The 26,503-nt window shown below is 72.4% G+C and carries 28 protein-coding genes; 15 read left to right on the plus strand and 13 right to left on the minus strand.

Features of this window, described 5'->3' with window-relative positions:
* Positions 1-48: 48 nt before the first annotated feature.
* Positions 49-1,632 (plus strand): D-alanyl-D-alanine carboxypeptidase/D-alanyl-D-alanine-endopeptidase, encoded by a 1,584-nt coding sequence (dacB, locus tag ADK66_RS13075; protein WP_053655116.1) that lies wholly within the window; start codon positions 49-51, stop codon positions 1,630-1,632.
* Between the two features lie 33 nt (positions 1,633-1,665).
* Here the strand turns inward: dacB and ADK66_RS13080 are convergent, their stop codons facing one another.
* The 3 genes from ADK66_RS13080 to ADK66_RS13090 all read right to left on the minus strand — a co-directional run bounded on the left by ADK66_RS13080 (position 1,666) and on the right by ADK66_RS13090 (position 3,902).
* Positions 1,666-1,995 (minus strand): hypothetical protein, encoded by a 330-nt coding sequence (locus ADK66_RS13080; RefSeq protein ID WP_231640022.1) that lies wholly within the window; start codon positions 1,993-1,995, stop codon positions 1,666-1,668.
* A 125-nt stretch (positions 1,996-2,120) separates the two neighbouring features.
* Positions 2,121-3,092 carry a hypothetical protein gene (locus tag ADK66_RS13085; protein WP_197281511.1) on the minus strand — a complete coding sequence of 324 codons (972 nt, stop codon included), beginning with the start codon at positions 3,090-3,092 and terminating at the stop codon, positions 2,121-2,123.
* A 216-nt stretch (positions 3,093-3,308) separates the two neighbouring features.
* Positions 3,309-3,902: a pentapeptide repeat-containing protein gene (locus ADK66_RS13090; RefSeq protein WP_053655119.1), complete on the minus strand. Its 594-nt coding sequence runs from the start codon at positions 3,900-3,902 to the stop codon at positions 3,309-3,311.
* 94 nt (positions 3,903-3,996) lie between these two features.
* Between ADK66_RS13090 and ADK66_RS13095 the strand changes: the two genes are divergently transcribed.
* Complete coding sequence (locus tag ADK66_RS13095) at positions 3,997-5,229, plus strand: serine hydrolase (RefSeq protein ID WP_053655121.1); 1,233 nt, start codon at positions 3,997-3,999, stop codon at positions 5,227-5,229.
* Positions 5,230-5,353: 124 nt separating this feature from the next.
* On the opposite strand, the gene ADK66_RS13100 is transcribed toward ADK66_RS13095, so the two are convergent.
* Both ADK66_RS13100 and ADK66_RS13105 read right to left on the minus strand, forming a co-directional pair.
* Complete coding sequence (locus ADK66_RS13100; protein WP_053655123.1) at positions 5,354-5,818, minus strand: PPOX class F420-dependent oxidoreductase; 465 nt, start codon at positions 5,816-5,818, stop codon at positions 5,354-5,356.
* Between the two features lie 44 nt (positions 5,819-5,862).
* On the minus strand, positions 5,863-6,501 hold the full coding sequence (locus ADK66_RS13105) for a DUF6642 family protein (protein ID WP_053655239.1): 639 nt from the start codon (positions 6,499-6,501) through the stop codon (positions 5,863-5,865).
* A 304-nt stretch (positions 6,502-6,805) separates the two neighbouring features.
* Here ADK66_RS13105 and ADK66_RS13110 point away from each other — a divergent pair, with 304 nt between their 5' ends.
* Positions 6,806-7,585 carry a D-Ala-D-Ala carboxypeptidase family metallohydrolase gene (locus ADK66_RS13110; RefSeq protein WP_053655125.1) on the plus strand — a complete coding sequence of 260 codons (780 nt, stop codon included), beginning with the start codon at positions 6,806-6,808 and terminating at the stop codon, positions 7,583-7,585.
* 97 nt (positions 7,586-7,682) lie between these two features.
* On the opposite strand, the gene ADK66_RS13115 is transcribed toward ADK66_RS13110, so the two are convergent.
* From ADK66_RS13115 to ADK66_RS13125, 3 genes are all read right to left on the minus strand, one after another.
* Positions 7,683-8,171 carry a hypothetical protein gene (locus ADK66_RS13115; RefSeq protein WP_053655127.1) on the minus strand — a complete coding sequence of 163 codons (489 nt, stop codon included), beginning with the start codon at positions 8,169-8,171 and terminating at the stop codon, positions 7,683-7,685.
* A 167-nt stretch (positions 8,172-8,338) separates the two neighbouring features.
* Positions 8,339-9,070 (minus strand): response regulator transcription factor, encoded by a 732-nt coding sequence (locus ADK66_RS13120; RefSeq protein WP_053655240.1) that lies wholly within the window; start codon positions 9,068-9,070, stop codon positions 8,339-8,341.
* Complete coding sequence (locus ADK66_RS13125; RefSeq protein WP_053655130.1) at positions 9,049-10,302, minus strand: sensor histidine kinase; 1,254 nt, start codon at positions 10,300-10,302, stop codon at positions 9,049-9,051. Before ADK66_RS13125 ends, ADK66_RS13120 begins: the two co-directional genes overlap by 22 nt.
* Before the next feature lie 132 nt (positions 10,303-10,434).
* Here ADK66_RS13125 and ADK66_RS13130 point away from each other — a divergent pair, with 132 nt between their 5' ends.
* The 4 genes from ADK66_RS13130 to ADK66_RS13145 are packed head-to-tail and all read left to right on the plus strand — an operon-like array spanning position 10,435 to position 13,470.
* A complete protein-coding gene (locus tag ADK66_RS13130) occupies positions 10,435-11,331 on the plus strand; it encodes an ABC transporter ATP-binding protein (RefSeq protein WP_053655132.1) in 897 nt (298 codons plus the stop codon).
* A complete protein-coding gene (locus ADK66_RS13135; protein WP_053655134.1) occupies positions 11,328-12,122 on the plus strand; it encodes a hypothetical protein in 795 nt (264 codons plus the stop codon). Before ADK66_RS13130 ends, ADK66_RS13135 begins: the two co-directional genes overlap by 4 nt.
* Before the next feature lie 2 nt (positions 12,123-12,124).
* On the plus strand, positions 12,125-12,874 hold the full coding sequence (locus tag ADK66_RS13140; protein WP_053655136.1) for a hypothetical protein: 750 nt from the start codon (positions 12,125-12,127) through the stop codon (positions 12,872-12,874).
* A gap of 32 nt (positions 12,875-12,906) precedes the next feature.
* Positions 12,907-13,470, plus strand: coding sequence for a heme-binding protein (locus ADK66_RS13145; RefSeq protein ID WP_053655138.1), 564 nt, complete (start codon positions 12,907-12,909; stop codon positions 13,468-13,470).
* Positions 13,471-13,478: 8 nt separating this feature from the next.
* On the opposite strand, the gene ADK66_RS13150 is transcribed toward ADK66_RS13145, so the two are convergent.
* Entirely contained in the window at positions 13,479-15,908 is a 2,430-nt protein-coding gene (locus ADK66_RS13150; RefSeq protein WP_053655141.1) for an ABC transporter permease, read from the minus strand.
* Positions 15,902-16,687, minus strand: coding sequence for an ABC transporter ATP-binding protein (locus tag ADK66_RS13155; RefSeq protein WP_053655242.1), 786 nt, complete (start codon positions 16,685-16,687; stop codon positions 15,902-15,904). Before ADK66_RS13155 ends, ADK66_RS13150 begins: the two co-directional genes overlap by 7 nt.
* A 169-nt stretch (positions 16,688-16,856) precedes the next feature.
* On the opposite strand from ADK66_RS13155, the gene ADK66_RS13160 reads away from it, so the two are divergent.
* Genes ADK66_RS13160 through ADK66_RS13170 form a run of 3 tightly spaced genes read left to right on the plus strand, consistent with a single transcriptional unit; the run spans position 16,857 to position 19,262 of the window.
* Complete coding sequence (locus tag ADK66_RS13160) at positions 16,857-18,014, plus strand: sensor histidine kinase (protein WP_231640023.1); 1,158 nt, start codon at positions 16,857-16,859, stop codon at positions 18,012-18,014.
* Positions 18,011-18,694 (plus strand): response regulator transcription factor, encoded by a 684-nt coding sequence (locus ADK66_RS13165; RefSeq protein WP_053655145.1) that lies wholly within the window; start codon positions 18,011-18,013, stop codon positions 18,692-18,694. The genes ADK66_RS13160 and ADK66_RS13165 overlap by 4 nt, the downstream gene beginning before the upstream one ends.
* Before the next feature lie 28 nt (positions 18,695-18,722).
* On the plus strand, positions 18,723-19,262 hold the full coding sequence (locus ADK66_RS13170; protein ID WP_053655244.1) for a DUF1697 domain-containing protein: 540 nt from the start codon (positions 18,723-18,725) through the stop codon (positions 19,260-19,262).
* Between the two features lie 34 nt (positions 19,263-19,296).
* Here ADK66_RS13170 and ADK66_RS13175 read toward each other — a convergent pair whose 3' ends face one another.
* Positions 19,297-20,262 carry an MBL fold metallo-hydrolase gene (locus tag ADK66_RS13175; protein WP_053655146.1) on the minus strand — a complete coding sequence of 322 codons (966 nt, stop codon included), beginning with the start codon at positions 20,260-20,262 and terminating at the stop codon, positions 19,297-19,299.
* A gap of 153 nt (positions 20,263-20,415) precedes the next feature.
* The gene (locus ADK66_RS13180; RefSeq protein WP_053655149.1) at positions 20,416-21,333 is read right to left on the minus strand and encodes a serine hydrolase; all 918 of its coding nucleotides are present in this window, start codon (positions 21,331-21,333) and stop codon (positions 20,416-20,418) included.
* 47 nt (positions 21,334-21,380) lie between these two features.
* Between ADK66_RS13180 and ADK66_RS13185 the strand changes: the two genes are divergently transcribed.
* A complete protein-coding gene (locus ADK66_RS13185; protein WP_053655151.1) occupies positions 21,381-22,343 on the plus strand; it encodes a LysR family transcriptional regulator in 963 nt (320 codons plus the stop codon).
* 98 nt (positions 22,344-22,441) lie between these two features.
* Positions 22,442-23,293: an aldo/keto reductase gene (locus tag ADK66_RS13190; RefSeq protein WP_231640024.1), complete on the plus strand. Its 852-nt coding sequence runs from the start codon at positions 22,442-22,444 to the stop codon at positions 23,291-23,293.
* Between the two features lie 79 nt (positions 23,294-23,372).
* On the opposite strand, the gene ADK66_RS13195 is transcribed toward ADK66_RS13190, so the two are convergent.
* Positions 23,373-23,882 carry a GNAT family N-acetyltransferase gene (locus ADK66_RS13195; protein WP_053655155.1) on the minus strand — a complete coding sequence of 170 codons (510 nt, stop codon included), beginning with the start codon at positions 23,880-23,882 and terminating at the stop codon, positions 23,373-23,375.
* A 133-nt stretch (positions 23,883-24,015) separates the two neighbouring features.
* Here ADK66_RS13195 and ADK66_RS13200 point away from each other — a divergent pair, with 133 nt between their 5' ends.
* Genes ADK66_RS13200 through ADK66_RS13210 form a run of 3 tightly spaced genes read left to right on the plus strand, consistent with a single transcriptional unit; the run spans position 24,016 to position 26,463 of the window.
* Positions 24,016-24,570 carry an NADPH-dependent FMN reductase gene (locus ADK66_RS13200; protein WP_053655246.1) on the plus strand — a complete coding sequence of 185 codons (555 nt, stop codon included), beginning with the start codon at positions 24,016-24,018 and terminating at the stop codon, positions 24,568-24,570.
* A gap of 25 nt (positions 24,571-24,595) precedes the next feature.
* Positions 24,596-25,609, plus strand: coding sequence for an ATP-binding cassette domain-containing protein (locus ADK66_RS13205; protein WP_053655157.1), 1,014 nt, complete (start codon positions 24,596-24,598; stop codon positions 25,607-25,609).
* Positions 25,606-26,463 (plus strand): ABC transporter permease, encoded by an 858-nt coding sequence (locus ADK66_RS13210; RefSeq protein ID WP_053655159.1) that lies wholly within the window; start codon positions 25,606-25,608, stop codon positions 26,461-26,463. Before ADK66_RS13205 ends, ADK66_RS13210 begins: the two co-directional genes overlap by 4 nt.
* The last annotated feature ends 40 nt before the right edge of the window (positions 26,464-26,503 follow it).

Here is a 26,503-nt window from a genome sequence, read left to right on the forward strand (position 1 = left end):
TCGGCCCAGCCTCTTTCCTGGCGATTATCTGCGTGGCAGCATCGGCGCATGCATCGCCGTCTCTTCCCGCGAGCCCTAGCGTTGCTCGCGCTGGTCGCCACCGCGGCCACCGCTGGCGCGCCCGGCGCCACCGCCGAGTCGCCCACCCCGGCGACGACCCGGCTGCGCGCCACAATCGACGCGATCCTCGCCGACAACCGGCTGGCCGGCGCCCAGGCGTCGGTGGTCGTCGTCGACACCAGCACGGGGCAGACCCTGTACGACCGCAACGGCGACAGACGTCTTATCCCGGCCTCCAACACCAAACTGCTGACCTCGACGGCCGCGATGGAACTGCTCGGCCCCGGGCACCGGTTCACCACCGACGTGCAGACCACAGGTAAGCGTCGCGGCGGGCTGCTCTCCGGCAACCTCCACCTGCGCGGCGGCGGTGACCCGACAATGCTGGCAGCGGACTACGACGCGCTCGCCGCGCAGGTCGCCGCCGACGGCGTACGGGTGGTCAGCGGCAACCTGATCGCCGACGACACCCGTTACGACAACACCCGGCTGGGCCCCGACTGGACGTGGGACGACGAGCCGTACTACTACGCCGGGCAGGTCTCCGCGCTCACCGTCGCGCCGGACACCGACTACGACGCGGGCACCGTGATCGTGCACGCCGCGCCGGCCGCCCGGGCCGGTGCCAGGCCCGTCGTGAGCACCACCCCACCCACCCGGTACGTGCGGATCGACAACCGCGCCGAGACGGTAAGCGAGGGCGAGACCTCGATCTCGATCGAACGCGAACACGGCGGCAACACGATCGTGGTGACCGGCCAGATCGCGGTCGGCGACGAGCCCGCCAGCGACTGGGTGACCGTCTGGGAGCCCACCGGCTATGCGGCCGAGGTCTTCCGGGCCGCCCTGCACCGGCATGGCGTGCGCGTGCTCGGCCGGACCGTGCTGGGCCAGCCGACCCCGGAAACGGCCCACCTGGTGGCCCGGCACGACTCGATGAGCCTGGGCGAGCTGATGACGCCGTTCCTCAAGCTCTCCAACAACGGGCACGCCGAGGTGTTGACCAAGGAGATCGGCCGGGTGCTGTCCGGTTCGGGCACCTGGTCCGCCGGTCTCACGGCCATCAGCGAGTACGTCGCCGATACCGGAATGGACACGGGCACGCTTCGCCAGCGGGACGGCTCCGGGCTGTCGCGTCGCAACCTGGTGCCGGCCGCTGAGTTCGTCGACCTGCTCGCCGAGGTCCGGGCCGAACCGTGGTTCGCCACCTGGTACGCGGCGCTGCCCATCGCAGGGCAGCCTGATCGGTTCGTCGGCGGCACGCTGCGCAGCCGGATGGCCGGCACCCCGGCGGCAGGGAACGTGCACGCCAAGACCGGCAGCCTGACCGGCGTTTCCGGCCTGTCCGGCTACGTCACCACTGCCGACGGCCACCTGCTGGCGTTCTCCATCCTGCTCAACAACTATCTGACGGCGTCGGTCAAGACGCTTGAGGATCAGATCGCCGTGGCACTGGCCGGTCATCGCGAAGGCGGCACCAGCACCGCACGGGTGGCGCCGCCTTCAGTGCCGGACACGCCGCGTACCCCGGAGGGCGTGGAGTGCTCCTGGGTCAAGCCCATCACCTGCTGAACGACGGCGGGGGCCGCGTGCCTCAGCCGACGTTCAGGCCGGGCGGTCCGGTGTGGGGGGAACCGCCGCGGGATCGCCGCGCTCGATGAGCGCGGCGATCTCGGCGGCCCGCAGCCCGCGCAGCGTCAGCACCCTCGTGCCCCAGCGGTGCAACCGGCACGGGTGCGGGCTGGCGTCGTTGCGGCACACCACTCCGCCGGACCACCGTCGGGGCGCGTGCACCACCACCGCCCGCACCGCGAACTGGGCGTCCTCGCCCGTGACGTACGGCGGCAGGGGAATGTCGCGGAGCACCTCCCCGGGCACCTCATCGGCGCCGGGGGAAACGGCGGGATGGACGCGGTGGGCGGTACTGCTGCTCATCTGCGCTGCCTCCACAGTGGATGGGCGGACGGGATAGCAGAAAGTTACGACGCCATCGACCGAGCGCGACGGACAAACTGTCCCAGCTCGTGGACCCGACCGGCCGATCAGCGCAGCCGGCCCGATCAGCGCAGCGCGACGGCCTGGAGGCCGACGTTGCCGCAGTGCTCGGTGAAGACCTTCTCCACCGTCCAGGTCACCACCAGCCGGGCGCCCCTGGGCAGGACGAACCGGATGGTGAACTGGGCGCTCCGACTGGTGTACGGGTCCTCCAGCCGCACGGTGCTGATCGGCCCTCCGGTGGACAGTCGTGCGTCGAGCCGACCGCGCGCCATCCACGTCCCGGCGTACAGGTGGACGGTGCGCGGCTCGCCACTGCCCTCGACCGCGAGGCTGAAACCGTTGCCGACACCGCAGGTGTAGACGCCGTTCGAGCTGCCGCCGACGGTTCGCTCCGGCGTGCCGTCGGACCAGCGGACCACCTCCTGGTTGCCGTCCCAGGCGACGCGGTTGCCCCTGCCGCCGGCGTCGACGATCTCCCCCGTGCCGGCGCGCTTGCTGACCTTCGAGTTGCCGCCGCGCAGCCCCCAGTGCATCCAGTCCCGGGCACCCACGGCGCTCAGGTCGATCTCGGCGGGCGCCTCCACCTGGCTCACCGACAGCACCGGCGCCGCTGGCGCCCTGGGCGGCGGGGCGGACGGCGGAGCGGGCGCGCTGGGGGTGGGGTCGGGCGAGGGCGGGCGCTCCCGGGGGCGCAGACCCGGCGTCGCCGGACCAGCCTCGTTGGTACGTCCCTCGGCGCCGGGAAAGCCTGTCGGCCGGGACGCTCCGGCCGGCGCGCCACCCGGCCCCCCGCCCGCGTCGCCGTCGGGCTCCGGTGCGGCGCGCGTGCCGAGGTACGTACCCAGGACGATCAGGCAGACGAGCGCGGCGATGCCCTCCAGGGCCCACCGCCTCCTCCGCCGGGCGCGGGCGATCCTGCGCAGTGCGCTGCGGTTCTGCGCGGCGTCGACGGCGTGCGCCCGGTGCGACGCCGGCCGGTGGGTCGGCTCGTTCGCGCCCTGGGACTGCGCCCGCGTGCGGTCCTCGTCCGCCACCGACCCCTCCACTCCGCCGCCCGACCGCGATCGGCCGCGGCGGATCGCACCGTCCACTGTGGGCCGTCTCACGTTTGCACCGGCGTGGTCGACACGCTAGATCCGGACGGGTGGGCGTGTCCAGTCCGGAACCGGACGGTATCGGACAAGTCCTGCCCAGCCTGGGTGGGACCGGCTGGCGGACCTCCGAGGCCGCACCGACCGGTACGCGCCCGGTCAGCCGATCCGGAAGCCGAGCGCCTGTGCGATGACCAGTGCCTGCTCGGGGTCCACGATCGCGCCGGCCCGCTCCACGCTCGTCGGGTCGAGTGCGGTCAGGTCGCTGCGCCGCAGGTCGGCGCCCCCGAGGCGGCACTTCTGCAGCTGCGCGCCGGAAAGGTCGACGCCTGTCACGGTGGCGCCGGTCAGGTTGGCGCCGCTCAGGTCCACCTCGCGCATCCGCACGTCACTCAGCCAGACGGCGCGCAGGTCGGCGCCGGGCAGCGCGACGAACGACCAGTCGCCGCCGTCGACCCGCAGCGGACGAAGGTCGCACTCCACGAAGGTGCTGCCGACCAGCTTGCAGCCGGTGAACTCCGCCTCGAAGAAGTTGCACCGCTTGAAGACGCAGCGGGTGAATGCCGAATCCACGTGCCGGGACGCGTTGAACAGCACGTTGCCGAACGTGCACCCGGTGAAGACAGCGCCCCGCGTGACGGCCTCGGTGAGATCGACCTGGAAGAACTCGCAACCGACGAAATGCCGGTCGGTGAACTCCTCGCCGTACCAGTCCTCGTGGCGGAAGGTCACGTCCTCGGTCAACTCCGGCATCCGGTCAGGCTAGTGCCACCCACCGACGGCAGGACGTCGCCTCCGCCCGGTAGCCCCTTCCGGTACTGCGGTACCGCCAAGTAGGTTCGGCGACGTGAGTGTGGCTCGGAGCATGGACCCGGATCAGATCGGCTTCGACCCGGCGCGGCTCGCGCGGATCGACGAGCACTTCGGCAGGTACGTCGACGACGGGCGGCTCGCCGGCTGGCAGGTGGTGGTCACCAGGCGCGGCGAGGTGGCGCACTCCTCGACGTACGGGCTGCGGGACCGGGAGTCGGGTGCCCCGGTCGAGGCCGACACACTCTGGCGGATCTACTCGATGACCAAGCCGGTCACCTCGGTCGCGGCCATGATGCTGTGGGAGGAGGGCCGCTTCGAGCTGACCGACGAGATCAGCCGCTGGCTGCCGGAGTTCGCCGACCTGCGGGTCTACTCGAAGGGTTCGGTGCTCAAGCCGTACACGGTGCCGGCTGTCGAACCGATCCGGGTGTGGCACCTGCTGACCCACACGGCCGGCCTGACGTACGGCTTCATGCAGACCTCCGTTGTCGACGGGCTCTACCGGGCCGCAGGCTACGACCTGTATCCACCGGCGGGCGTCGACCTGGCCAGCGCCTGCGCGGCGTTCGGCGAGCTGCCGCTGCTCTTCCAGCCCGGCACCGCCTGGGGCTACTCGGTCGCCACCGACGTGCTCGGCCGGCTGGTCGAGGTGGTCTCCGGGCAGAGCCTCGACGCGTTCTTCGCCGACCGGATCTTCGGTCCGTTGGGCATGACCGACACCCATTGGTGGGTCGACGGCGACCGGGCCGACCGGTTGGCCACGCTGTACGCGCCCGACCCGACCACCGGACAGGCGGTCCGGCAGGACCGGATCGGTTCACTGGCGCACCACAAGCCCGTCCTGCACTCCGGCGGCGGGGGTCTGATCTCCAGCGCCGCCGACTACCACCGGTTCACCCAGATGCTGCTGCGCGGCGGCGAACTGGACGGCGTACGCCTGCTCGGGCCGCGCACCGTGCGGTTCATGACCCGCAACCACCTGCCTGGCGGTCAGGATCTGGGCACCCTGTCCACGGGAGGCTTCGCCGAGACCACCCTCGACGGGATCGGGTTCGGTCTCGGTTTCGCTGTGGTCGACGACCCGATCCCCAGCCGGGTGCCGAGCAGTGTCGGCGAGTACTACTGGGGTGGGGTGGCAAGCACCGCCTTCTGGGTGGACCCGGCCGAGGAGGTCACGGCGCTCCTGTTCACCCAGCTGCTGCCGTCGAGCACGTACCCTCTGCGCTCCCAGCTACGCCAACTGGTCTACGCCGCCCTGGCCGACTGACCCGAACGACGCCCCTCCCCCGGCCACCGCTCAACCCCGTCGATCATGAGGTTGGCGGGCCAGTGGATCACCTTGGGACCCGTCAACCTCATGATCACGGGAGGCAACGCGGCCTCGCCCGCCATTAGTCGGCTAGGCGGGGCGGGAAGCCGCCGGTGGCGATCGGACCCCAGGCGTCGATGGTGACCCGGATCAGCGACTTGCCCTGGCGCACCATCGCCGCCCGGTAGTCGTCCCAGTCCGGGTGCTCGCCGGAGATGCTGCGGAAGTACTCGACGAGCGGCTCCAGCGCCTCGGGCAGGTCCAGCACCTCGGCGGTGCCGTCGAGCTGCACCCAGGGCCCGTTCCAGTCGTCGGAGAGCACGCAGGCCGACACCCGGGGGTCGCGGCGGATGTTGGCCACCTTGGCCCGCTCGGGGTAGGTGGAGATGACAAGCCGCCCCTCGGCGTCGACGCCGGCGGAGACCGGGGAGGACTGCGGGCGACCGTCGGCCCGGGTGGTCATCAGCACGACGCGGTGTCGCGGGCGGAGGAATTCGAGCAGGGCGTCCCGGTCGGCCCGGGTGTTCGTCGCGATGTTGCGTGCCATGACTCCCGTTCCTACCAGGGCGGCGGAGCGCCAGCGGCGGCGGGTCAGCGCGGGCGGGCGGCGGCGCGCGGCACGGCCTGGGCGGGCACGCGGGGCCGGCCGGCGGGCCGCCAGGCCCGGCCGCTGGCGTAGATCACCCGAAAGCCGAGGTACGAGGCGAGCGGCGCCCAGTGCGCCGAGCCCATCCGCAGTTCGGCGGCATTGTGCCGCTGCCCATTGACCAATATGTCCAGCAGGACGGTTTCGAAGGCCGCCGATTCAACCCAGTCGACTTCCCGGGTAAAACCGCAGATCAGGGCCGCTCCGGTGACGTCCAGGAACTCGCGCAGCACCGCGTCGGAGGCGCGCAGGACGGAGCAGCTGCCGAAATAGAGTCGGCGGCCGTCGCAGCGACCGGCCATCAGCTCGGCCACCTCGTCCAACCCCACCGACTCCCGGTCGGTGAGGCAGAGACGGCTCGGCTCGCCGTGCATGGCGAAGAAGCCGACGCGGTGGTCGGCGTACTGCTTGAGCAGCCAGCGGTCCAGGAAGTAGAACAGCTCGTCCCGGGTGGCCGCGCCCTTGTGGATGTAGCGGATCTTGCCGAGCCGTTCGAGGAGTTCGAGGGTCGGCAGCACGGAACCCCTGTCGTTGAGGTCGCGGTGCCACTGACCCTCGACACAGAAGACGCCACCGCGTGCCACTCGCACCTCCGCCAGTCCGCCGCTCGCGCTGACGTTACCGGGCACCACCGACCTCGGGACATCGCCCCGGCTGTGACTGATTGCGACGTTCGGTCGGGTTGGCGTATGCCCGGGGCGATCCGGGGTGAATGGCTGTTTCGCAAATGGGCGTATTCCCAGGCAGTACCCAGGAACGGCAAATCGCGAGGACAATTCTCGTTAATTGCCGCCAACCGCCCTGATCGGTGCGAGGGTGGAAATCACGGGACGTCCCGGTCGATGTCCCGGGAGCCACCCCATTCGCTCTCCTATCGGGAGGACTTCTGTGCGCGTAAACACCTTGAAGCGAGCTGCTGTCGCTTTCGCCCTGGCTCTGCCCGGGGCAGCGATCGCCACGGTGGTCGCCGCGCCAGCGGCCCACGCGGACGCCTGCTACACCTGGAACCGCAACCTCTACCAGGGCCGATCGGGCGATGACGTCCGCCAGTTGCAGATCCGGGTCGCGGGCTGGGCTGGCAACCGGAACATCGTGGAGAACGACGGCCGGTACGGCCCGAAGACCGCCGCCGCTGTCAAGCGGTTCCAGCAGGCGTACGGGCTGCGCGCCGACGGCATCGCCGGACCGCAGACCTACGCCAAGCTGTACCAACTCCAGGACAACGACTGCACGCCCGCGCACTTCAGCTTCAGCGAGATGGACAACGGGTGCGGCAGCAGCGGCTGGAGCGGCGGCCCGCTCTCGGCGAGCCAGACCAAGCAGAACGCGCTGCGCACGATGTGGAAGCTGGAGGCGCTGCGCAAGAGCCTCGGCGACAAGCCGCTCTACGTGTCCAGCGGGTTCCGCAGCCGTGCCTGCAACGACCGCGTCGGCGGCGCGTCGGACAGCCAGCACCTGTACGGCCACGCCGCCGACGTCACCTCGCGGACGTCGTCGCTGTGCCAGATCGCCCGCAACGCCCGCAACCACGGCTTCAGCGGGATCTACGGACCGGGCTACCCCGACCACGACGACCACATCCACGTCGACTCGCGTCGGGAGAACAACAGCGACCGCAGCTCGAACACCACGAGCTGGTCCGCCCCCGACTGCGGGATCAACAACTGAGTTGACGGCCGAAGCGACGCCGGCCCGGCACGCGGTGGGGACCCTCCGCGCCGGGCCGGCGTCGTGTACGCCCCGGGCAGGGCGGGGGGTGAGCCGCTCAGCTCGCCCGGGGCCAGCGCGGCGCGGTGACGGGGGGAGTCACCGGCCGGCCAGCGGCTGTCGGTCGTACCCCGGGAGGAACGACCCGCGCGGCCTGGTGCCGCGTCGGCAGACCGGCACGACCGGGTGGCGGGGCCGGGTATCCGGCCGCCGCGGGCCGGGAGCCGGCGGGACGCGCGGGCGACGGCCCGGTGGCGGTGAACGGAAAGGGCACGTGCACGAACGGGTTGCCGTGCCGGATGAGCGCCTCGATCTGCCGCTCGTTGAGCCCGTGCGCCTCCAGCACCCGCCGTCCCCAGCGGTGCAGGCGGCAGGGGTAGGAGGCGCCGTCGTTGCGGCACAGCGGCCCGGTCGGCCACTCCTCGGCGGTGTGCACGACCACCGCCCGGACCGCGAGCCGGACGTCCTCGGGTGTCAGCGGCGCCGGCATCGGCACCTCACCCAGTACCTGGTCGATGGGATCCGTCGACTGCTCACCAACTCGCACGGCAGGCCTCCCGCAGTTCGGCAGCGGTACGGCGGACCCACCGCACCGACATCCTCAGCAATTGGTACGGCCGGCATCGGACGAAAGTTCAAACCTGGTACGCCGTAAGCGGTGCCTCGCACGAGAGCACGCGAAAACCGTTGTGAGCGGGTCGGCGGAACGGAGCTTCAGACCAGGCCGGCGTCGTGCACGAGCAGGGCCACCTGGACCCGGTTGTTGAGGTCGAGCCGGGTCAACAGCCGCGAGACGTACGCCTTCACAGTGGCCACGCTCATGAACAGCTCCCCCGCGATCTCCGCGTTGGTACGCCCCTGCCCCAGCGCGACCGCCACCTGCCGCTCCCGCTCACTGAGATCGGCGAGCAGCCGCAGCGCCCGCTCCCGGCGCGGGTCCGGGCCGACCGGGCCGGAGACGGAGGCGGCGGTCACGTGGTCGATCAGCGTCCGGGTCACCGTCGGGGAGAGCGTCGCCTCACCGGCGGCCACCCGGCGTACGGCGTGCACGATCTCCGCTGGCGGGGTGTCCTTGAGCAGGAAACCGGCAGCCCCGGCGCGGAGCGCCCGCAGCACCTGCTCGTCGGCGTCGAAGGTGGTGAGCACCAGCACCTCCGGCGGGTGCGGCTGGGCGCGCAGCGCCTCGGTGGCGCTCAGCCCGTCCACCCGTGGCATCCGGATGTCCATCAGCACCACGTCCGGGGCGTACGCGGCGACAGCGGCCGGCACCTCGCTGCCGTCGGCCGCCTCGCCCACGACTGTCAGGTCAGGCAGGCCGCCGAGGATCATCGAGAGCCCGGCCCGGACCAGCGCGTCGTCGTCCACGATCAGGACCCGCACGCGCGGCGCCGCCGGCCCGCTGTCGGTCCCGCCGGAGGGCGCTGTCACGCCGGCCACGGCAGCCAGGCGGCCAGCCGGAAGTCGCCCGCCTCGTCCCGCCCGTACGCGAGTCGGCCGCCGGCCAGGGTGACCCGCTCGCTGATGCCGACAAGCCCGGTGCCGGCGCCGGGCAACTCGTTCCCGCTGGGCACGCCCACCGGCCACCGGTTACCGATCGCCACTGTCAGCCCGGTGCCCGGCCCGCCGGACACGTCCACGGTGACGGCCGCTCCGGCAGCGTGCTTGCGGGCGTTCGTCAGCCCCTCCTGCACGATCCGGTACGCGGCCCGGCCCAGCGCCGCCGGCACCTTCCCCGCGTCGACGACGCTGTCGTTGACGTTCACCCGCACCCCGGCAGCCCGCGACTCGGCGATCAGAGCGGGCAGGTCGGCGAGGGTGGGCTGGGGCGGCTCCGGCGCATCGCTGCCGCCCTCACCTTCGGCCCGGAGCACGCCGATGACCTCCCGCAGGTCCTGGAGGGCGGCGTGTGCGCTGTCCCGGATCACCCCGGCCGCCCGGGCCACCTCGTCCGGTGGCGCGTCGGGGCGGAACTCCAGCGCGCCCGCGTGCAGGCTGAGCAGGGAGATCCGGTGCGCCAGGACGTCGTGCATCTCGCGGGCGATCCGGGTGCGTTCGAGGTGGCGGGCCTGGGCGACGCGCAGCTGCTGCTCGGCCTCCGCCCGTTCGGCCCGGTCCCGCAGCGACACGATCAACTGCCGCCGGGCGCGGACGAACATCCCCCAGGCCAGCACGGCGAAAGTGATCACCACGCCCCAGGTCACAGTGGCCCAGTAGGGCATGTTCGGATCCGGACGGGTCCAGCTGAAGACCAGGTTGGTGAGCAGACCCATCCCGGTCACCGCCACCGCGACGGCGGTCCGCCGGTGCACCACGAGGGTGAAATAGAAGATCAACAGCGGGATGGAGGCGGCCATCGAGAACAGGTTCAGCGGCAGCGTCGCCACCGCCAACCCGAGCGGCCACCGCCGACGCAGCCAGAGCAGCCCACAGCAGGCCAGCCCGATCAGCGCGTCCGCGCCCACCATCCAGTCGTACGGCAGCGCTACCGCCGTCTGCGGGTCGGGCGACAGCGCGTCCGCCGTGACGTACAGCACCCAGAGCAGGCTGAGCAGGAACGCCAGGCTGTCCACCACCCAGTCACGGGTCGTACGGCGCGGACGCACACGCTCGGGCTCCGCCGGCACCACCAGCTCCCCCGGCAGCAGCCAGGGGTGTTCCGGGACGGCGATGCTGGTCACGCGCCAATGCTAGGCAGCAACAGCCGCCGGCAACCAGCTACCAAAGTCGAGACCCGCCGGTCGACCAAAGTCGGCGCGGCACCGACCGCCGGCCGCAGCGGATGGCCGGGTGGCGCGGGCAGGCTCAACCGCATGATCACCGTGGAGAACCTCACCAAACGGTACGGGCCACACCCGGCCGTGGACGACGTGTCGTTCCAGTGCGAACCGGGCACCGTCACCGGCTTCCTCGGGCCCAACGGGGCCGGCAAGTCCACCACCATGCGGATGATCTGTGGCCTCACCGCGCCGACCGCCGGCCGCGCCACAGTCTCCGGGCACCTCTACCGGGACCTGCCCAACCCCGGCCGGGAGGTCGGGGTGCTGCTGGACGCCTCCGCCCAGCACGCCGGGCGCACCGGCCGCGAGGCGTTGACGCTGTCCGCGTACACGATGGGGTTGGACCGGCGTGAGGTCGCCGCGAAGCTCGACCTGGTCGGGTTGAACACGGTGGCCGCCAAGCGGCGGGTGAAGGCGTACTCGTTGGGCATGCGGCAGCGGCTCGGCCTGGCGCACGCGCTGCTCGGTGACCCCCGGGTGTTGATCCTCGACGAGCCGGCCAACGGCCTGGACCCGGAGGGGATCTTCTGGATGCGCGGCCTGCTGCGCGACTTCGCCGACCGGGGCGGCACCGTGCTGCTCTCCTCCCACCTGCTGCGCGAGGTGGAGGCGGTCGCGGACCGGCTGGTGGTTATCGGGGGCGGCCGGATCGTGGCCCAGGGCAGCAAGGACGAGCTGCTGGCCGGCGGCGGGACTGTGGTGCGGGCCCGCGACGACGCGGCACTGCGCCGGGCCCTGGACGCCGCCGACCTGACCGCCGCCGAGAGTGCCGACGGCCTGCTGGTGCAGGCCGACGCCGAGGCGGTCGGCCAGGCCGCGGCCGACGCCGGCGTCGCGCTCGCCGAGCTGCGCCCCGCCAGCGGCGGTGGCCTCGAACAACTCTTCCTCACGCTGACCGCCGGCGAAACCACCAAGGAGGCCGTCCGATGACCACCACCACCGCGCCCTCCGCCAGAGCGGTCGCACCATCGCACCATGCCCCGGTACGCCGGCCGTCGCTGCTGCGGCTCACCACCGTCGAACTGCGCAAGCTCGTCGACACCCGGGCCGGGCGCTGGCTGCTTGTCACCATCGGTCTGGTCGTCGTCGCGATCGTCACGCTCCTGCTGATCTACGCCGAGGACGCCGACCAGACCTTCGTCACCTTCTTCGTTCCGTCGCTGCTGCCGGTCAGCCTGCTCCTGCCGGTCCTGGGCATCCTGTCGATCACCAGCGAGTGGTCCCAACGCACAGCCCTCACCACGTACGCGCTGGTTCCCCGGCGGCAGCGGGTGGTGGCCGCGAAGCTCGTCGCGGTGGTGCTCGCCGCGCTCGCCTCGCTGCTGATCAGCCTGGCCGTCGCCGCCGTCGGGACGCTCGTGGCGTCGGCCACCGGCGGCGCGGGCACCTGGGACGCCGACGGGTCGCTGATAGTGCACGCGGGGATCGTCCAGGTGGCCAGCGTGCTCATGGGCGCCGCCTTCGGCCTGCTGCTGCTCAACCCGCCGCTGGCCATCGTCGGCTACCTGCTGCTGCCGACCATCTGGACGGTGCTCGGCGAAGTGGTCCGGCCCCTGAACCGCCCGGCCGACTGGCTGGACACCAGCCGGACCATGGAGCCGCTGTTCACCAGCCATGTCACGGGCGGGCAGTGGGCGCGGTTGGCGGTGTCCCTGCTGGCCTGGCTGGTCCTCCCGCTGGCCGTCGGCCTTATCCGGACACTCCGCCGGGAGGTGTCCTGACCATGGACGTCTCCGGCGCCCGACCACACACGGTGGTCACCGGCGGCCCGCTGGAGCTGGCCGTCATGTGGGGTGGCTTCCCGCTGCTCGGCGCGGGCGCCGGATGGCTCCTCTCGGCGGCCACGGGCTGGCTCACGCGGCTGCCCTGGATGCCGTTCGGCGACCTGATCGAGTGGTTGGACCGGCTGCCCGAGCCGCAGGCCACCGCCGGCACGATCGCGGTGGGCGTCCTGGCCGGCCTTGTCGTCGCGGGGGTCGGCACCGCCGAGCGGCTGATCGTCACCGTGGACGCGGCGCAGGTCCGGCTGCGCCGCTCCGACCAGAACCGCACGATCGCCCGCGTCGACACCCGGGTGGTCTTCGTCGACGGCGGGCACCTGGTGCTGCTCGACTCCGAAGGCGCCGAGCTGGCCCGCGAGTCCACTGACCTGCCGGCCGACCGGCTGGCGGCGGCGTTCCGGGAGCACGGCTGGGGCTGGGCCGACGACGACCCGCACCGGTCGGCGTACCGGCTGTGGGTGCCCGACCTGCCCGGCCTGCCCGCCGGGGCGGACGCACTGCTGCGCGCCCGCGAGACGGCGATCGGCAAGGACCGCAGCGACGACGTCCGGGAGCTGCGCCGGGAGTTGGGCAGGCTCGGGGTGGTGCTGCGCGACGAGGAGAAGCGCCAGTACTGGCGGCTGAGCGGCAGGGCCGTCGCCCCCGGGACGGAGCAGCGGACTTCGCCCGAGCGGGAGCCGCACGACCGGTAGCGTCAATCCCAGGAGATCCTGGGAGCGCGCCGATGACCGAACAGCAGCCGTACCGGGTGGTGTCTCGACACCCCGGCTTCGAGTTGCGCCGCTACCCGGCCCACCTGGTGGCGGAGATGCGGGTCCAGGCGTCGTTCACCCGGGCGCCGATCGAGGCGTTCCGGCCGCTGTCGGCCTACATCGGGGGCGCCAACCGTGCCCGGCAGCCGATCGACGTAGCCACGCCGGCGCCGTCGACGGCCGACGGCTCGCAGAAGATCGCCATGACCGTGCCGGTGGTGCAGGTAGAGGGCGAGTGGCCCGGCGCGTACCTGATCCAGTTCGTCATGCCGGCCGCCTGCACCGCCGCCACCCTGCCCGAGCCGGTGGACGCCCGCGTGCGGATCCGGGAGATCCCGCCGCAGCTCGTGGCGGCGATGCGTTTCTCCGGCCGGTGGACGGAGCAGGCGTTCGGCCAGCGGGCCACCATGCTCGGCCGGTCGGTCACCTCGGCCGGGCTGCAACCCACCGGCGCCATCCGGTACGCGCGCTTCGACCCGCCGTGGAAGCCGTGGTTCCTGCGCCGCAACGAGGTCACGCTGCCGGTGGCGGAGTGAGCGGGCGCTCATCCGACGACGCCGACCGGGGTCCGCGCCGGACGGTGCCGCAGTGACCGCCAGGTCGGCAGCACGCTCGCCAGCACGGCGAGCAGCAGGCACAGCCCCACCACCGCTGCGATCACCGACCAGGGCACCACCAGGTCGACGGACGCGCCGACCTGCTCGGCCAGGCCGGCGCGGATGCTGAGCAGCCCGACGAACGCGACAGCGCCACCGAGCAGCGCGCCGATCAGCACCACCAGGGCGGACTCGGCGGTGACCAGCCAGACGACCTGCCGCCGGGTCGCCCCGGCCAACCGGATCAGCCGCAGGTCCGCTACCCGACCGGCGGCGGCCAGCAGCAACGTGTTGGCCACCGCGATGGCCCCGTAACCGGCCGACACACCGATCAGCAGCAGCGTGAACAGCCAGACCAGCCGGTCCTCGGCGGCGTCCGCCTCGGCCGCCCAGGTGGCGACGTCGACGATCCGCGCGCCGACCGGCGGATCGATCCGGTCCCGGACGTACACCGTCGAGGTCAACGCCGACGGGTCGTGCGCCCGCACCACGGCCCGGGGCACCAGCAGGTGGCCCGGCAGCGAATTGTCGGTGACGACCGCGACGACCCGCAACGACACCGCAGTTCCGTCGGCGAAGGTCAGCTCGTACGGCGCGGACGGCAGAAGATTCGCCGAGGCGGTGACCACCACTGTGTCGTCTCCGCGCAGCTCCTCCAGGGAACCGGCGACGACGGTGAGCGCCCGGTTCGCGGCGGCGAAGCCCGTCGGGTCGACACCGAGCGCGGTCAGTGGCCGGTTCACCGTCTGCGTTGCCGGATCGGTGCGGTAGACGGTGGTCGGCAGCAGGGCGGTGCCGCCGGTCGCGGCGACTGCCGCATCCGACAGACCGGGCGTCCGGTCCGGCACGACGATCCAACCGCCGTTCACGTTGTCCGCCCGGCCCGCCGCGTACGCGGCGGTGGTGGTGCGCACCATCCCGGACACCAGCACCGCGAAGGCGACAGTGAGCAGCACCGGCGCGGCGATCGAGGCGGTCCGCCGGGTGGCGGTCGACGCCCCGCCCCGGACCAGCATCCCGATCGCCCCACCGCGCCGCCGCACCGGAGACCGCAGCAGCCGCACCACCGGCCCGACCATCGCCGGAGAGAGCACTGTGGCACCGGCCACCAGGGCCATCACCGCGTACAGGGCGTACGACGCCGCCACCCGGGGCTCGTCCGCTGTCGCCGTCCCGACGCTGAGCGCGATGCCCGCCACGACGAGAAGCGCGCCGGTGGCGACCCGGGCACGCCCGATCGGTCGCTGCTCCACAGCGGCCTCGCGCAGCGCCTCCAACGGGCGGACCCGCGCCGCCCGGCGCGAGGCCGACCAGACCGCCAGCAACGCGATCACCGGCCCGGCCGCGAGCGAGACCGCGACCGGCCAGACGGCGTATCCGACCCGGAAGGTCGACGGCTCGAACCCGGCATCGACGAGCAGGCGACCCACCACCGGGGCGAGTACCGCGCCGACCAGCAGGCCGACCAGCCCGGCGCTGACGCCGACGACGAGCGCCTCGGCGCACACCATGCGGCGGACCTGCCGGGCGGTGGCGCCGACGGCGCGCAGCAGGCCCAGCTCCCGGCGGCGCTGCGCGACGGTGAACGCGAAGGTGGAGGACACCACGAACACCGTGACGAAGCCGGCCAGGGCCGCCGTGGCGCTGAGCACCTGCATGCCGATCCACCGGGTCCGGGCGTCGTTGCGCGGCTCCAACGCGCCGCGCGCGTCGCCAATCAGCACCCGACCGTCGCCGCCGACGACACCGCGAGCCGTCGCGGCGACCCGCTGCGGATCGGCCCCCGCCGCGAGGACCAGCCCGATCGCCCGGACGCCGGGCGCGAGCGCCGCGGCGACCTCGTCGGCGACGTGCACGCCGGGCCCGTCGACCAGACCCGTGACGGTGTACGCCTGCGCACCCGTCGCCGTAAGCAGCGTCACCGGCGCACCGATACGCAGGCCGAGCGCGCTGTCGACGACCACCTCGCCGGGCCCGCGCGGCGGCTCACCGGCGGTGAGGCGCGATCCACCCAGCTTGGCGCTGGCCCAGCCGTGCCCCTGCTGAGCGTCCTCCCGCCGGGTGTCGACAGCGGAGGGCCGACCGTCGACGAGCGGTTGGGCGTAGAAGGTCCGGTCCGGTACCGCCGCCACCACGCCGGGCAGCGCGGCCAGCCTCCCGGCGAGTCCCGCCGCCGTGTCGGCGGACCACGGGCGGGTCGGCACGAACTGGTCGGTCGACGCACCCGCTTCGGGGCTCTGCACCACGACCGCCGCCCGCGCCAGGCGGTCCGGCACCTGCGGACGTCCGGAGGCGAGCAGGAGGGTGGCGGTCGCGACCAGCGCGACGCCGATGGCGACGGCCACGAACGCGCTGGCCGACCGTCGGACACTCAGCATGACCGCTCCCCCGCCGTCTCGACGGCGTGCCGCGACGAGCCCGCCGGGTCCGCCTCCCGCTCGGCGATCCGCGCCGCGACGACCGCAGCGGAAATCGCGCCGTCCAACTCGTCGACGACCCGGCCGTCGGCGAGCAGCAGCACCCGATCGGCGTACGCGGCGGCGGCGGGATCGTGGGTCACCATCACCACTGTCTGCCCGTGGTCGTCGACGAGCGCACGCAGCAGCCGGAGCACCTGCCGGGACGCCGCACTGTCCAGTGCCCCGGTCGGTTCGTCGGCGAACACCACGGCCGGGCGGGTGATCAACGCTCGGGCCACGGCGACGCGCTGCTGCTCACCGCCGGACAACTCACTCGGCCGGTGCCCGGCCCGGTCGGCCAACCCGACCGCGTCCAGAGCGGCGGTGACGTCCCGGGCCGGTGGGCGACGGCCGGCCAGCCGCGACGGCAACTCGACGTTCTGCGCGGCGGTCAGCGTGGACACCAGGTTGAACGCCTGAAACACAAACCCGATCCGGTCGCGCCGCAGCCGGGTCACCTCGTCCTCGCGGAGCTGGTCGAGGCGGACGCCGTCGATCGCGACGATCCCCTCGGTCGGGCTGTCCAACCCCGCCGCGCAGTGCAACAGAGTGGACTTCCCCGAACCGGAGGGGCCCATCACCGCCGTGAACGTCCCGGTCACGAAGCTCGTCGTCACGCCGTCCAGCGCGGTCACCCGCCGGTTTCCGGTGCCGTACACCGCGCGCAGCCCCGTCAGGGTCACCGTGTGTGTGGTCATGGCCACCACAATGCAGTCCCCGACGGGTGGCGCGCGTCGTACCGGCGCGGACAGTTTCCGCCAGTGCCCCGGGTGGAGACGACGGCCCGAAACCGCCGCCAGGTCGTCCCCCGGGATGACCACCCGTGGACGGACGCCGAGCGGCGAGCCGGCCGATACCGTCGGACCGGTGACCCCCACCCTGCTGACCCGGCGGCTGCGGCCGACGGACCTGTACATCGCGGACACCCTGCTGGCGGTGGCGGTCGGCGGGCTGCTCTGCCCGTACGCGGCCCTGGAGTCACCGCTGCACGGTGGCGTACACGAGCCGCTCTGGGTGTCAGTGCTCGTCGGGATGGCCCTCGGGCTGCCGCTTGCCGTACGCCGCCGGTGGCCGTTGACGGTGGCCGCCGTGATCAGCTCCGTCGCCACCGTCGCCCTGGTCACCGGGGTGATCCCGAACTTCGCCGCCGCCGCGCCGGCGCTCGCCATCGGCCTGTCCTTCTACACTGTCGCGGTGTCGACGGCCACCCGCCGCTCGATGCTCTGCGCAGCCGGTTGTCTCGCGTTGGTGAGCGTCGCCCTGGTGCTCACGGCGGGCGATCTGTGGTCGCGGACCGGTGCGGTCGTCTACGCCGTCGTCATGATCGCGCCCGCCTGGGTGATCGGCTGGCTGGTCCGGGAGCGGCGAGCCCTCGCCGCCCGGCAGAGTGACCACCTGGTCCGGCAGGCCACCGCCGAGGAGCGCCTGCGGGTGGCACGCGAGCTGCACGACGTGGTCGCCCACACGCTGAGCCTCATCGTGGTGAAGGCGGCAGTCGCCAACCACGTCGCCGAGGCGGACCCCCGCGAGGCGGGCGCCGCCCTGCGGGTGATCGAGGAGACCGGCCGCAACGCCCTGGCCGACGTCCGCCGGGTGCTCGGCGTCCTGCGCGACGGCACCTCGTACGCCCCGGCACCCGGGCTGGACGAGCTGCCCGCGCTGGCCGAGCAGGCGGCGATCGGCGGCGTCGACGTACGGCTCGACGTACGGCGGGAGGCACCCGACGGCATCGTCCCGGAGTCGGTGGGCCTGGCGGTGTACCGGATCGTGCAGGAGGCGGTGACCAACGTGGTGAAGCACGCGGCACCGGCCGCCTGCCGGGCTACCGTGACCGTCACGCCCGGCGAGGTACGGGTGGAGGTGACCGACGACGGTCGACGTCCGGTGCTGACCGGCAGGGAGGGGCACGGGTTGATCGGCATGCAGGAACGGGTGGCGTTGCACGGCGGGGAGTTCCGTGCCGGACCGGGCGCGCACGGCGGTTTCGCGGTGACGGCCAGCCTGCCCTACCGGGTGGCCACGTGATCCGGGTGCTGATCGCCGACGACCAGGCGCTGCTGCGCGGCAGCTTCCGGCTGCTCGTCGATCTCGCCCCGGACTGCACCACTGTCGGCGAGGCGGGCACCGGCGTGGAGGCCGTCGCGTTGACAGCGCAGCACCGGCCGGATGTCGTGCTGATGGACGTCCGGATGCCGGAGATGGACGGCATCGAGGCGACCCGGCGGATCTGCGCCGACCCGGCGATCGCCGGCAGCCGAGTCATCATCCTGACCACGTTCGACCTGGACGAGTACGTCTACGGCGCGTTGCGCGCAGGAGCGAGCGGGTTCCTGCTCAAGGACACCCCACCGGCGGATCTGCTGACCGGGATCCGGGTGGTCGCCGCCGGAGAGGGGCTGCTCGCGCCGACGGTGACCCGCCGGCTGATCGACGAGTTCGCCCGGCGGGCGGAGCCGGCCCGGCCACTGCCCCGCAGACTGAGCGGGGTGACCGACCGGGAACGCGAAGTGCTCACGCTGATCGGCCGGGGCCTGTCCAACACGGAGTTGGCCACGCACCTCAGTCTCAGCCAGGCCACCGTGAAGACCCACGTCGGGCGGCTGCTGACCAAGCTGAGCGTCCGGGACCGCGCGCAACTGGTCATCGTCGCCTACGAAACGGGCCTGGTCGGTTCCGGTGCGTCGAGGCCGACCGATCTACGCTGAGCGGATCAACCGCAGCGAGGAGGAGCCGATGACCCGGTACGTCGCCCTGCTGCGCGGGGTCAACGTCGGCGGCGTCCGCCTCGCGATGGCCGACCTGCGCCGGATCGTCACCGACCTCGGGCATGACGACGTCAAGACGTACCTGCAGAGCGGCAACGTGGCCTTCGGCAGCAGTGTGCGCGACGCCGAGAAGCTGGCCGGCGGGATCGAGCGGGCGCTCGCCGACGAGCTGGGGTTGACCGTTCCGGTGCTGGTGCGCAGCGGTCGGGAGCTGGCGGCGGTGGCCGGCGGCAACCCGTACGCCGAGCGGGAGGACGACCCGACGAGGCTGCTGGTGGCCTTCCTGCGGTCCGCGCCGACCACGTCCGCCGTGGACGCGCTGACCGTGCCCGGCGGCGAGAACGCCGCGTTCACGGTGACCGGCCGGGAGGTCTTCCTGCACTTCCCCGACGGCGGCTACGGGCGGTCGAAGTTCACCAACGCGTACCTGGAGAAGAAGCTCGCCGTGGTGGCCACCACCCGGAACTGGAAGTCGGTGCGTGCCCTGGCCGAGATGGCCGCCGGCTGACCCGGTGGGGGCCGCGGGCCCCCACCGAGGCCGGTCAGAAGTGGTACGCGGTCTCGTACTCGGGCACCAGCACCCGGCTGCGCGGCGAGATCCGGCGGATCGCCGTGATCATCTCGTTCAACCGGGTGCGGTCGGCGGGGGCGACGACCGGCGGGTTCCGCAACGCGGTCTCGAAGTTGTCCCAGTGCACCGGCACGACGACCTTCGGGTAGTCGAGGCCGGCGAGCAGCCGGGGCAGGTAGTCGCCGGTGGTGGTGGCGTTCTGCATGGCCACCATGGCGACGTCCGGCGCGAGGCCGGTGAGGTTCCGCTCGGCGACGTCGCTGGCCCCGGTGAAGTAGACCGACGGTCCACCGTCGACGCGCAGCAGGTAGCCGAGCGTGTCGCCCTCCGGAAGATCGGCGATGGTCGCCGGCAGCGGCGGCGGGCTCACCCGCACCCCCGGAAACGCCACCGAGTACGAGGCGTTGCGACTGTGCAGCGAGCCGACCACCTCGATGGTGTGGTCGCCGAAGTCCAGCACCTCGCCGCCCTTCACGGCGCTCAGCTGTGTCGACGGCACCCCGTAGGCCAACCCCAGGTGGTACGCGGTGAGCGTGCCGAAGACCCGCGCGCCGGTACGGCCGGCGATGTACGGCACGTCCATGAAGTGGTCCCAGTGGGTGTGGGTGACGAGCACCGTCGTGGCCCGGTCGACGCGCCTGTCGATCACGTCGGTGCGCACGGTCAGCTTGGCCGCCTGGTTGAACGGGCCGGTGAACAGGCCGGTGTCGATCCGGCTGAGGTACGGGTCGACCAGGACGGTCCGGTTCCCGATGTCGACGCGCCAGCCGGCCGTCCCCCACCAGCGGAAGCTGACCGCACCACTGCGGAGGGTGGCCGGCGCGGGGGCCGCGGCCTGGGCGGGTGCGGCCGAGGTGGCGACGAGGCCGCCTGCGGAGACCAGGGCGGTGGTGGCTGCGGTGTCGCGGAGGAAGCGGCGGCGGTCGAGATTGGGCATGCGGATCTACTCCCCGTGGTCGGGCGATCGGTCGACACGAGCCAATCAGCGCACACCGGCCCAGGTCCAAGATCCAACACCGCCGACTCCGATACGCGGTCGCATATCGGGCCTGTCCAGAGGCCGTGCTCCACGGCTCGGACGGGCGGAAAATCAGCCCGCGCGCAGCGCCTCGACGGCGGTCCGGGCCGCCTCCCCCATCGCCAGGTCCACGTCGATGCGGCGCGGGGTCAGCCGGTCGGCGCGGGCGAAGATGGCGATGGCGTACCGGCCGCCGTCGGGGTATTCCGCGACCCCGGCCTCCAGGTGCAGACCGGGCAGGGTGCCGGTCTTGCCGGACACCCGGACGCCGGGCGGGAACCCGGCGGCCAGGCGGGTCCAGAAGATCTGCCGGGCCATCCAGGTGCGGACCATCGCGCAGGCCGCCGCAGGCCCGGCCTCGTCCCGCCAGATGAGGGTGAGCAGCCGGGTGATCTCCCGGGCCGTGCTGGACGTGGTTTGCAGGGGGTCGAAAACCCGCATGGCCCGGACCCGGTCGTCCGGCAAGGTGGGGAAGATCCGGGCGAACTCCGCCTCGGTCCGGGCGCCCACGTCGGCGAGCATCACCTCGACCAGTTCCCGGGGACCGCCCAGAACGCGGGTACGGGTAAGCCCCAACTCGGCGGCGAGCATCGGCAGCAGGTCCGGGCCGACCCGGCGCAGTAGCAGGTCGGCGGCCGTGTTGTCGCTCACCGACATGGCGAAGTACGCGAGGTCGCGCAGCGACACCTCGACGTCGTCGGCGCAGCCGGCCACACCCCAACCGCCGAGCCGGTCGTCGGCGGTGACCAGGATCCGCTCGGTCGGGTCGAGCTGACCGGCCTCGACCTGCCGGGCGAACTCCAGCACCAGCAGGATCTTGAAGATCGAGGCGATCACCACCTGCTCGTCGGCCCGCACCCCGACCTCCCGCCCGCCACCGAGCTGGCCGACCGTCAGATCCAGGTTCACGGCGTCCAGGTCGACGGCGTGCAGGCTGGCGGTCACCCCGGCGCCGGCGAAGATGGCCTCGATGCGTTCCCCCACGTCCACGCCCGCACGGTACCGGCGGGCCGTCGACGCTGGCGTAGGGTCCGGCCGTGGACCTGCTCCGACACCTGCGGCACTTCGTGGTGGTCGCCAACGAGCTGCACTTCGGGCGGGCGGCCGAGCTGCTCGGGATGGCCCAGCCGCCGCTGAGCCAGTCGATCCAGCGGCTGGAGCGGGAGCTGACCGTCGAGCTGTTCGACAGGTCCCGCCGTCAGGTGCGCCTCACCACCGCCGGTGAGCTGCTGCTCGGCGAGGCGGAGGAACTGCTCGCGGGTGAGGGCCGGCTGCGCAGCCTGATGGGGCAGGTCCGCGCGGGTGAGCTGGGCGTGCTCCGGGCCGGCGTGCCGCCGGAGACCCCCGCCGTGACCCTGCGCGCGCTGCTCGACGGGCTCACCACCCGGGCACCCGGCCTGGACGTGGAGCTGCACGAGCTGACCACCGCCGAGCAGACCCGGATGCTCACCGAACGCAACCTCGACGTGGGGCTTGTGCACCACCCGGTCGACGCGGACGGGCTGCGTTTCGGCGCCGCCGTCGACGTACCGCTGGGGGTGTTGCTGCCGCGGACCTCGCCGCTGGCCCGCGGGCGGGACGTGACGCTCGCGTCGCTGGCCGGCCTGGACCTGGTGGCCGTGCCCCGGGCCACAGCGCCGGGCTGGCACGACCACCTGCTGCGGGTGTGCCGACGGTACGGCTGGCGGCCGGCGCGGGTCCGGCCGGCGCGCAACCCGGAGTTCCTCTTCGGGCTGGTGCTGGCCGGCGGCGGGGCGGCCCTGGAGCCGGCCACCGTGGCTCGGCGGGAGCCTCGGATCGCCTGGCGGCCGATCGCCGACGCGCCGCTTGCCAAGCGCACCTCGGCGGCGTGGCCGGACCGGTCCGCGCATCCGGCGGCGCCGATGTTCGCGCAGCTCGCCGCCGAGGTGCTTGCCGACGCCGAACCGGCACCGACCAGGGCTGACCCGTCGGTGCCGGCGGCGCGGCCGTGGCCGGTGTTGTTCGACACGACCGGGTGAACCGGCCCCGCCTGCGCTCGCCGCGCTCGCCCTCGGGCGGTGAATCGGTGGCCGGCCCGGGTATGGATGAAACGACACACAGACGCGAAGGAGCCGCAGTGGCCACGACGATCCCCGACATCAGCCTGAACGACGGCAACACCATTCCGCAGCTCGGCTTCGGGGTGTTCCAGATCAAACCGAAGGACACCGTCGCGGCGGTGAGCAAGGCGCTGGAGGTGGGCTACCGGCACATCGACACCGCCGAGATGTACGGCAACGAGGCCGAGGTGGGCCAGGCGGTGCGCACGTCGGGGCTGGACCGTCGCGAGGTCTTCGTGACCAGCAAGCTGAACAACGGCTTCCACCGCCCGGACGACGCCCGCAAGGCGTTCGACTCGACGCTCTCCGCCCTGAAGATGGACTACATCGACCTGTTCCTCATCCACTGGCCGCTGCCGACCCTGTACGACGGCGACTTCGTCTCCACCTGGAAGGTGCTTGAGGAGTTCCAGCGCGACGGCCGGGCCCGCTCGGTCGGCGTGTCGAACTTCCAGGTGCCGCACCTGGAGCGGCTGGCCGCCGAGACGAGCGTGGTGCCGGCGGTCAACCAGATCGAGGCGCACCCGTACTTCGGCAACGAGGAGGTCCGCGCGTACGACCGCGAGCACAACATCCTCACCGAGGCGTGGTCGCCGATCGCGCAGGGCAAGGTGCTGGGCGATCCGACGGTCGTCGACATCGCCGAGCAGCTCGGCCGGACCCCGGCGCAGGTGGTGCTCCGCTGGCACGTGCAGCGCGGCGACATCGTCTTCCCGAAGTCGACAACCCCGAAGCGGATCGAGGAGAACTTCCAGATCTTCGACTTCCAGCTCGACGACGCCGCGATGGAGCGGATCACCGAGCTGGACAAGGGTGAGGCCGGTCGGCAGGGCTCGCACCCGGACACGTTCGACTACGTCCCCCGCTGATCCCGGCCGCCGCCGGGCGGGACATGCTGCCGCGAGCGTGATGCCTCAGAGTCATCAGAATGACTCTGAGGCATCACGCTCATGTGGGCGGGGCGGTCAGGTCGAGCCGCCAGTCGTTGGCGCGCATCATCCGCCCCGGCGGGTATTCGAAGCCCGTCTCGCCGAGCAGCGTGAAACCGGCCTTGCGGCAGACCGCGTTCGAGGCGGGATTGTCAACCGAGGGGTAGGCGTGGGCGTAGCGCCGGTCCCGCCGGGCGCGGACCACGTCGACAGCCGCACGCACCGCGACGGTCGCCAACCCCTGCCCCCGGTACGCGGGCAGCACCGCCCAGCCCAACTCGTACACCGGCTGGTCGCGCCACTCGCGGCCCCAGTAGCCGACACTGCCCACCCGTGCCCCGTCCGGCAGGACCAGCGTGAACATGCAGCCCTGCCCGCCCTCGGCGAAGTGCACGTAGCGTTCGTGTCGGGCGAGCACCTGCTCGTCGGTCTCCGGGCCGCCGGTGTGCCTGCGGGTGTCCGGTGAGTTGAGCTGCCGCAGCAGGTCGAGGTCGTCCTCCTGCCACGGCTGGATGCGTACCTGCGTCATCGTGCTCCCCTGTTCGTCGGCCCCAGTCAAGCCGACGCATCCGACATCCCGCGCCGAAACGCCACCCGCTAGATCAGATCTAGCGGGCGATCGGCCTTGCCTCGCGCCTTGAGGTTGATGGGAGGAGGTGACGATGACACCGTTGGAACTCGCTGTCATCATCGGCAGCACCCGGGAGGGACGGGCGGGCGACCGGGTCGCCAGCTGGTTTCTCGACGAGGCCGCGCGGCACGACGACCTCACCGTGACTGTCGTTGACCTCAACGACTACGACTTCCCGGCCAGCTATCCCGCTGAGCCGACGGCGTCCATCCGGGCGTTCGTCAGCGAGGTGGGTCGGGCGGAGGCGTTCGTCGTGGTCACCCCCGAGTACAACCACAGCTTTCCGGCACCTCTGAAACAAGCGATCGACTACGCGTACGACGAGTGGCAGGCCAAACCGGTCGGCTTCGTGTCGTACGGCTGCCGGTCCACCGGTCTGCACGCCGTCGACCAACTGCGCACCGTCTTCACCGCCCTGCACGCCATGACGGTGCGCGACGTCGTCGGGCTCGACCTGCTCGCCGGTGAGCCGACGCCACTCTGCACCGACGAGCTACGCCGTGACATCCGCGCCCTGCTCGACCAGCTCCGCTGGTGGGGCCTGGCGCTTCGGAACGGCCGGGCCGCACGGCCCTACGTCTCCTGAACACGTTCGACGAAAGGTTTCCATCATGAGTAGACGCACCACCGGCCTGGCCATCGAAGCCGAAGGGCTCACCCGCTCGTTCGGGGACACCAAGGCGCTTGCCGGCATCGACCTTCAGGTGCCCGCCGGCACCGTCTACGGCCTGCTCGGGCCGAACGGGGCGGGCAAGACCACTGCGGTCCGGGTGCTCGCGACGCTGCTGCGGCCCGACGGCGGATCGGCGCGGGTCTTCGGGCACGACGTGGTCACCGAGGCGGACGCGGTCCGCAGCCGGGTCAGCCTCACCGGCCAGTACGCCTCAGTCGACGAGGACCTGACCGGCACGGAGAACCTGGTGCTCCTCGCCCGGCTCCTCGGCCTGCGCAAACCGGCCGCCCGCGACCGCGCCGCAGCTCTGCTCGCCGCGTTCGGCCTCACCGAGGCCAGCGGCCGCCAGGTCAAGAAGTACTCCGGTGGGATGCGGCGGCGTATCGACATCGCCGCCAGCATCCTCAACACGCCCGACCTGCTCTTCCTCGACGAACCGACGACCGGTCTCGACCCGCGCAGCCGCAACCAGGTGTGGGAGATCGTCCGGGCCGTGGTGGCGCACGGCACGACAGTGCTGCTGACCACGCAGTACCTCGACGAGGCGGACCAGCTCGCCGGGCGGATCGCCGTCGTCGACCACGGCCGGGTGATCGCGGAGGGCACCCCGGGCGAGCTGAAGTCGTCGGTGGGCTCCGGCACGATCCACCTGCGGCTACGGGACCCCGGGCAGCGTCCCGAGGCGGAGCGGGTGCTCCAGGCGGCGCTGGGCGTACCGGTGCAGCTCGAAGCCGACCCGGTCGCGCTGCTCGCCCGGGTCGGGGAGGCCGGCACCGACCTCGAGGCCAGCGCCCAGGCCGCCCGCGCGCTCGGCGACCTGGCCCGCGCCGGCATCGTCGTCGACAACTTCTCCCTCGGTCAGCCAAGCCTTGACGAGGTCTTCCTGGCCCTGACCGACCATCCCGCCGTGCCTGCCGACGAGCGGGACGACCAGCTGGAGGCAGCCCGATGAGCGACACCACAACGACCACCACCGAACGGGCTCCGTCGGTCTACGTACCGTCCGCCGAGGCGCTGGCAACGGTCCTCGCGCCCGGAGCGCGACCGCCCCGACCCAGCGCGCTGGGGGCATCGCTCACCTTCGGCTGGCGGGCCATGCTGAAGATCAAGCACGTGCCGGAGCAGCTCTTCGACGTGACCGCGTTCCCGATCATCATGGTGCTGATGTTCACGTACCTGTTCGGTGGCGCCCTCGCCGACAGCCCGCGCGACTACCTGCAGTTCTTCCTGCCCGGCATCATGGTGACGAGCGTCGTGATGATCACCATGTACACAGGCGTCGGCCTCAACACCGACATCGAGAAGGGGATCTTCGACCGCTTCCGGACCCTGCCCGTGTGGCGGCCGGCCGCCCTGGTCGGGATGATCTTCGGCGACGTGCTGCGTTACATCCTCGCCGCCCTGGTCATCCTCGGCGTCGGGTTGGCGCTCGGCTTCCGGCCCGACGGCGGGGTCGCCGGGGTGGCCCTCGGGATCGGGTTGCTTGTGGTCTTCTCGTTCACGTTCTCCTGGGTGTGGACGTTCTTCGGCCTGGTTCTGCGCAGCGAGAAGTCGGTGATGGGGGTCAGCATGATGGTGCTGTTCCCGCTGACGTTCCTCAGCAATGTCTTCGTCGAGCCGAGCACAATGCCCGGCTGGCTCCAGGCGTTCGTGAACGTCAACCCGGTCACGCAACTGGTGGCCGCCGTACGCGCCGCGATGGCCGGCTCGTCGGACCCGTCCAGCACGATGTGGTTGCTGGCGTGGAGCGCTGGCTTCCTGGTCGTCTTCGGCACGCTGACCATGTACCGCTACAACCGCCGCTGATCCTGCTCCGTCCAACGGGCGCCGCCACGACAGTGGCGGC

Source organism: Micromonospora sp. NRRL B-16802, from assembly GCF_001279555.1.
Classification (GTDB): Bacteria; Actinomycetota; Actinomycetes; order Mycobacteriales; family Micromonosporaceae; genus Micromonospora; species Micromonospora profundi.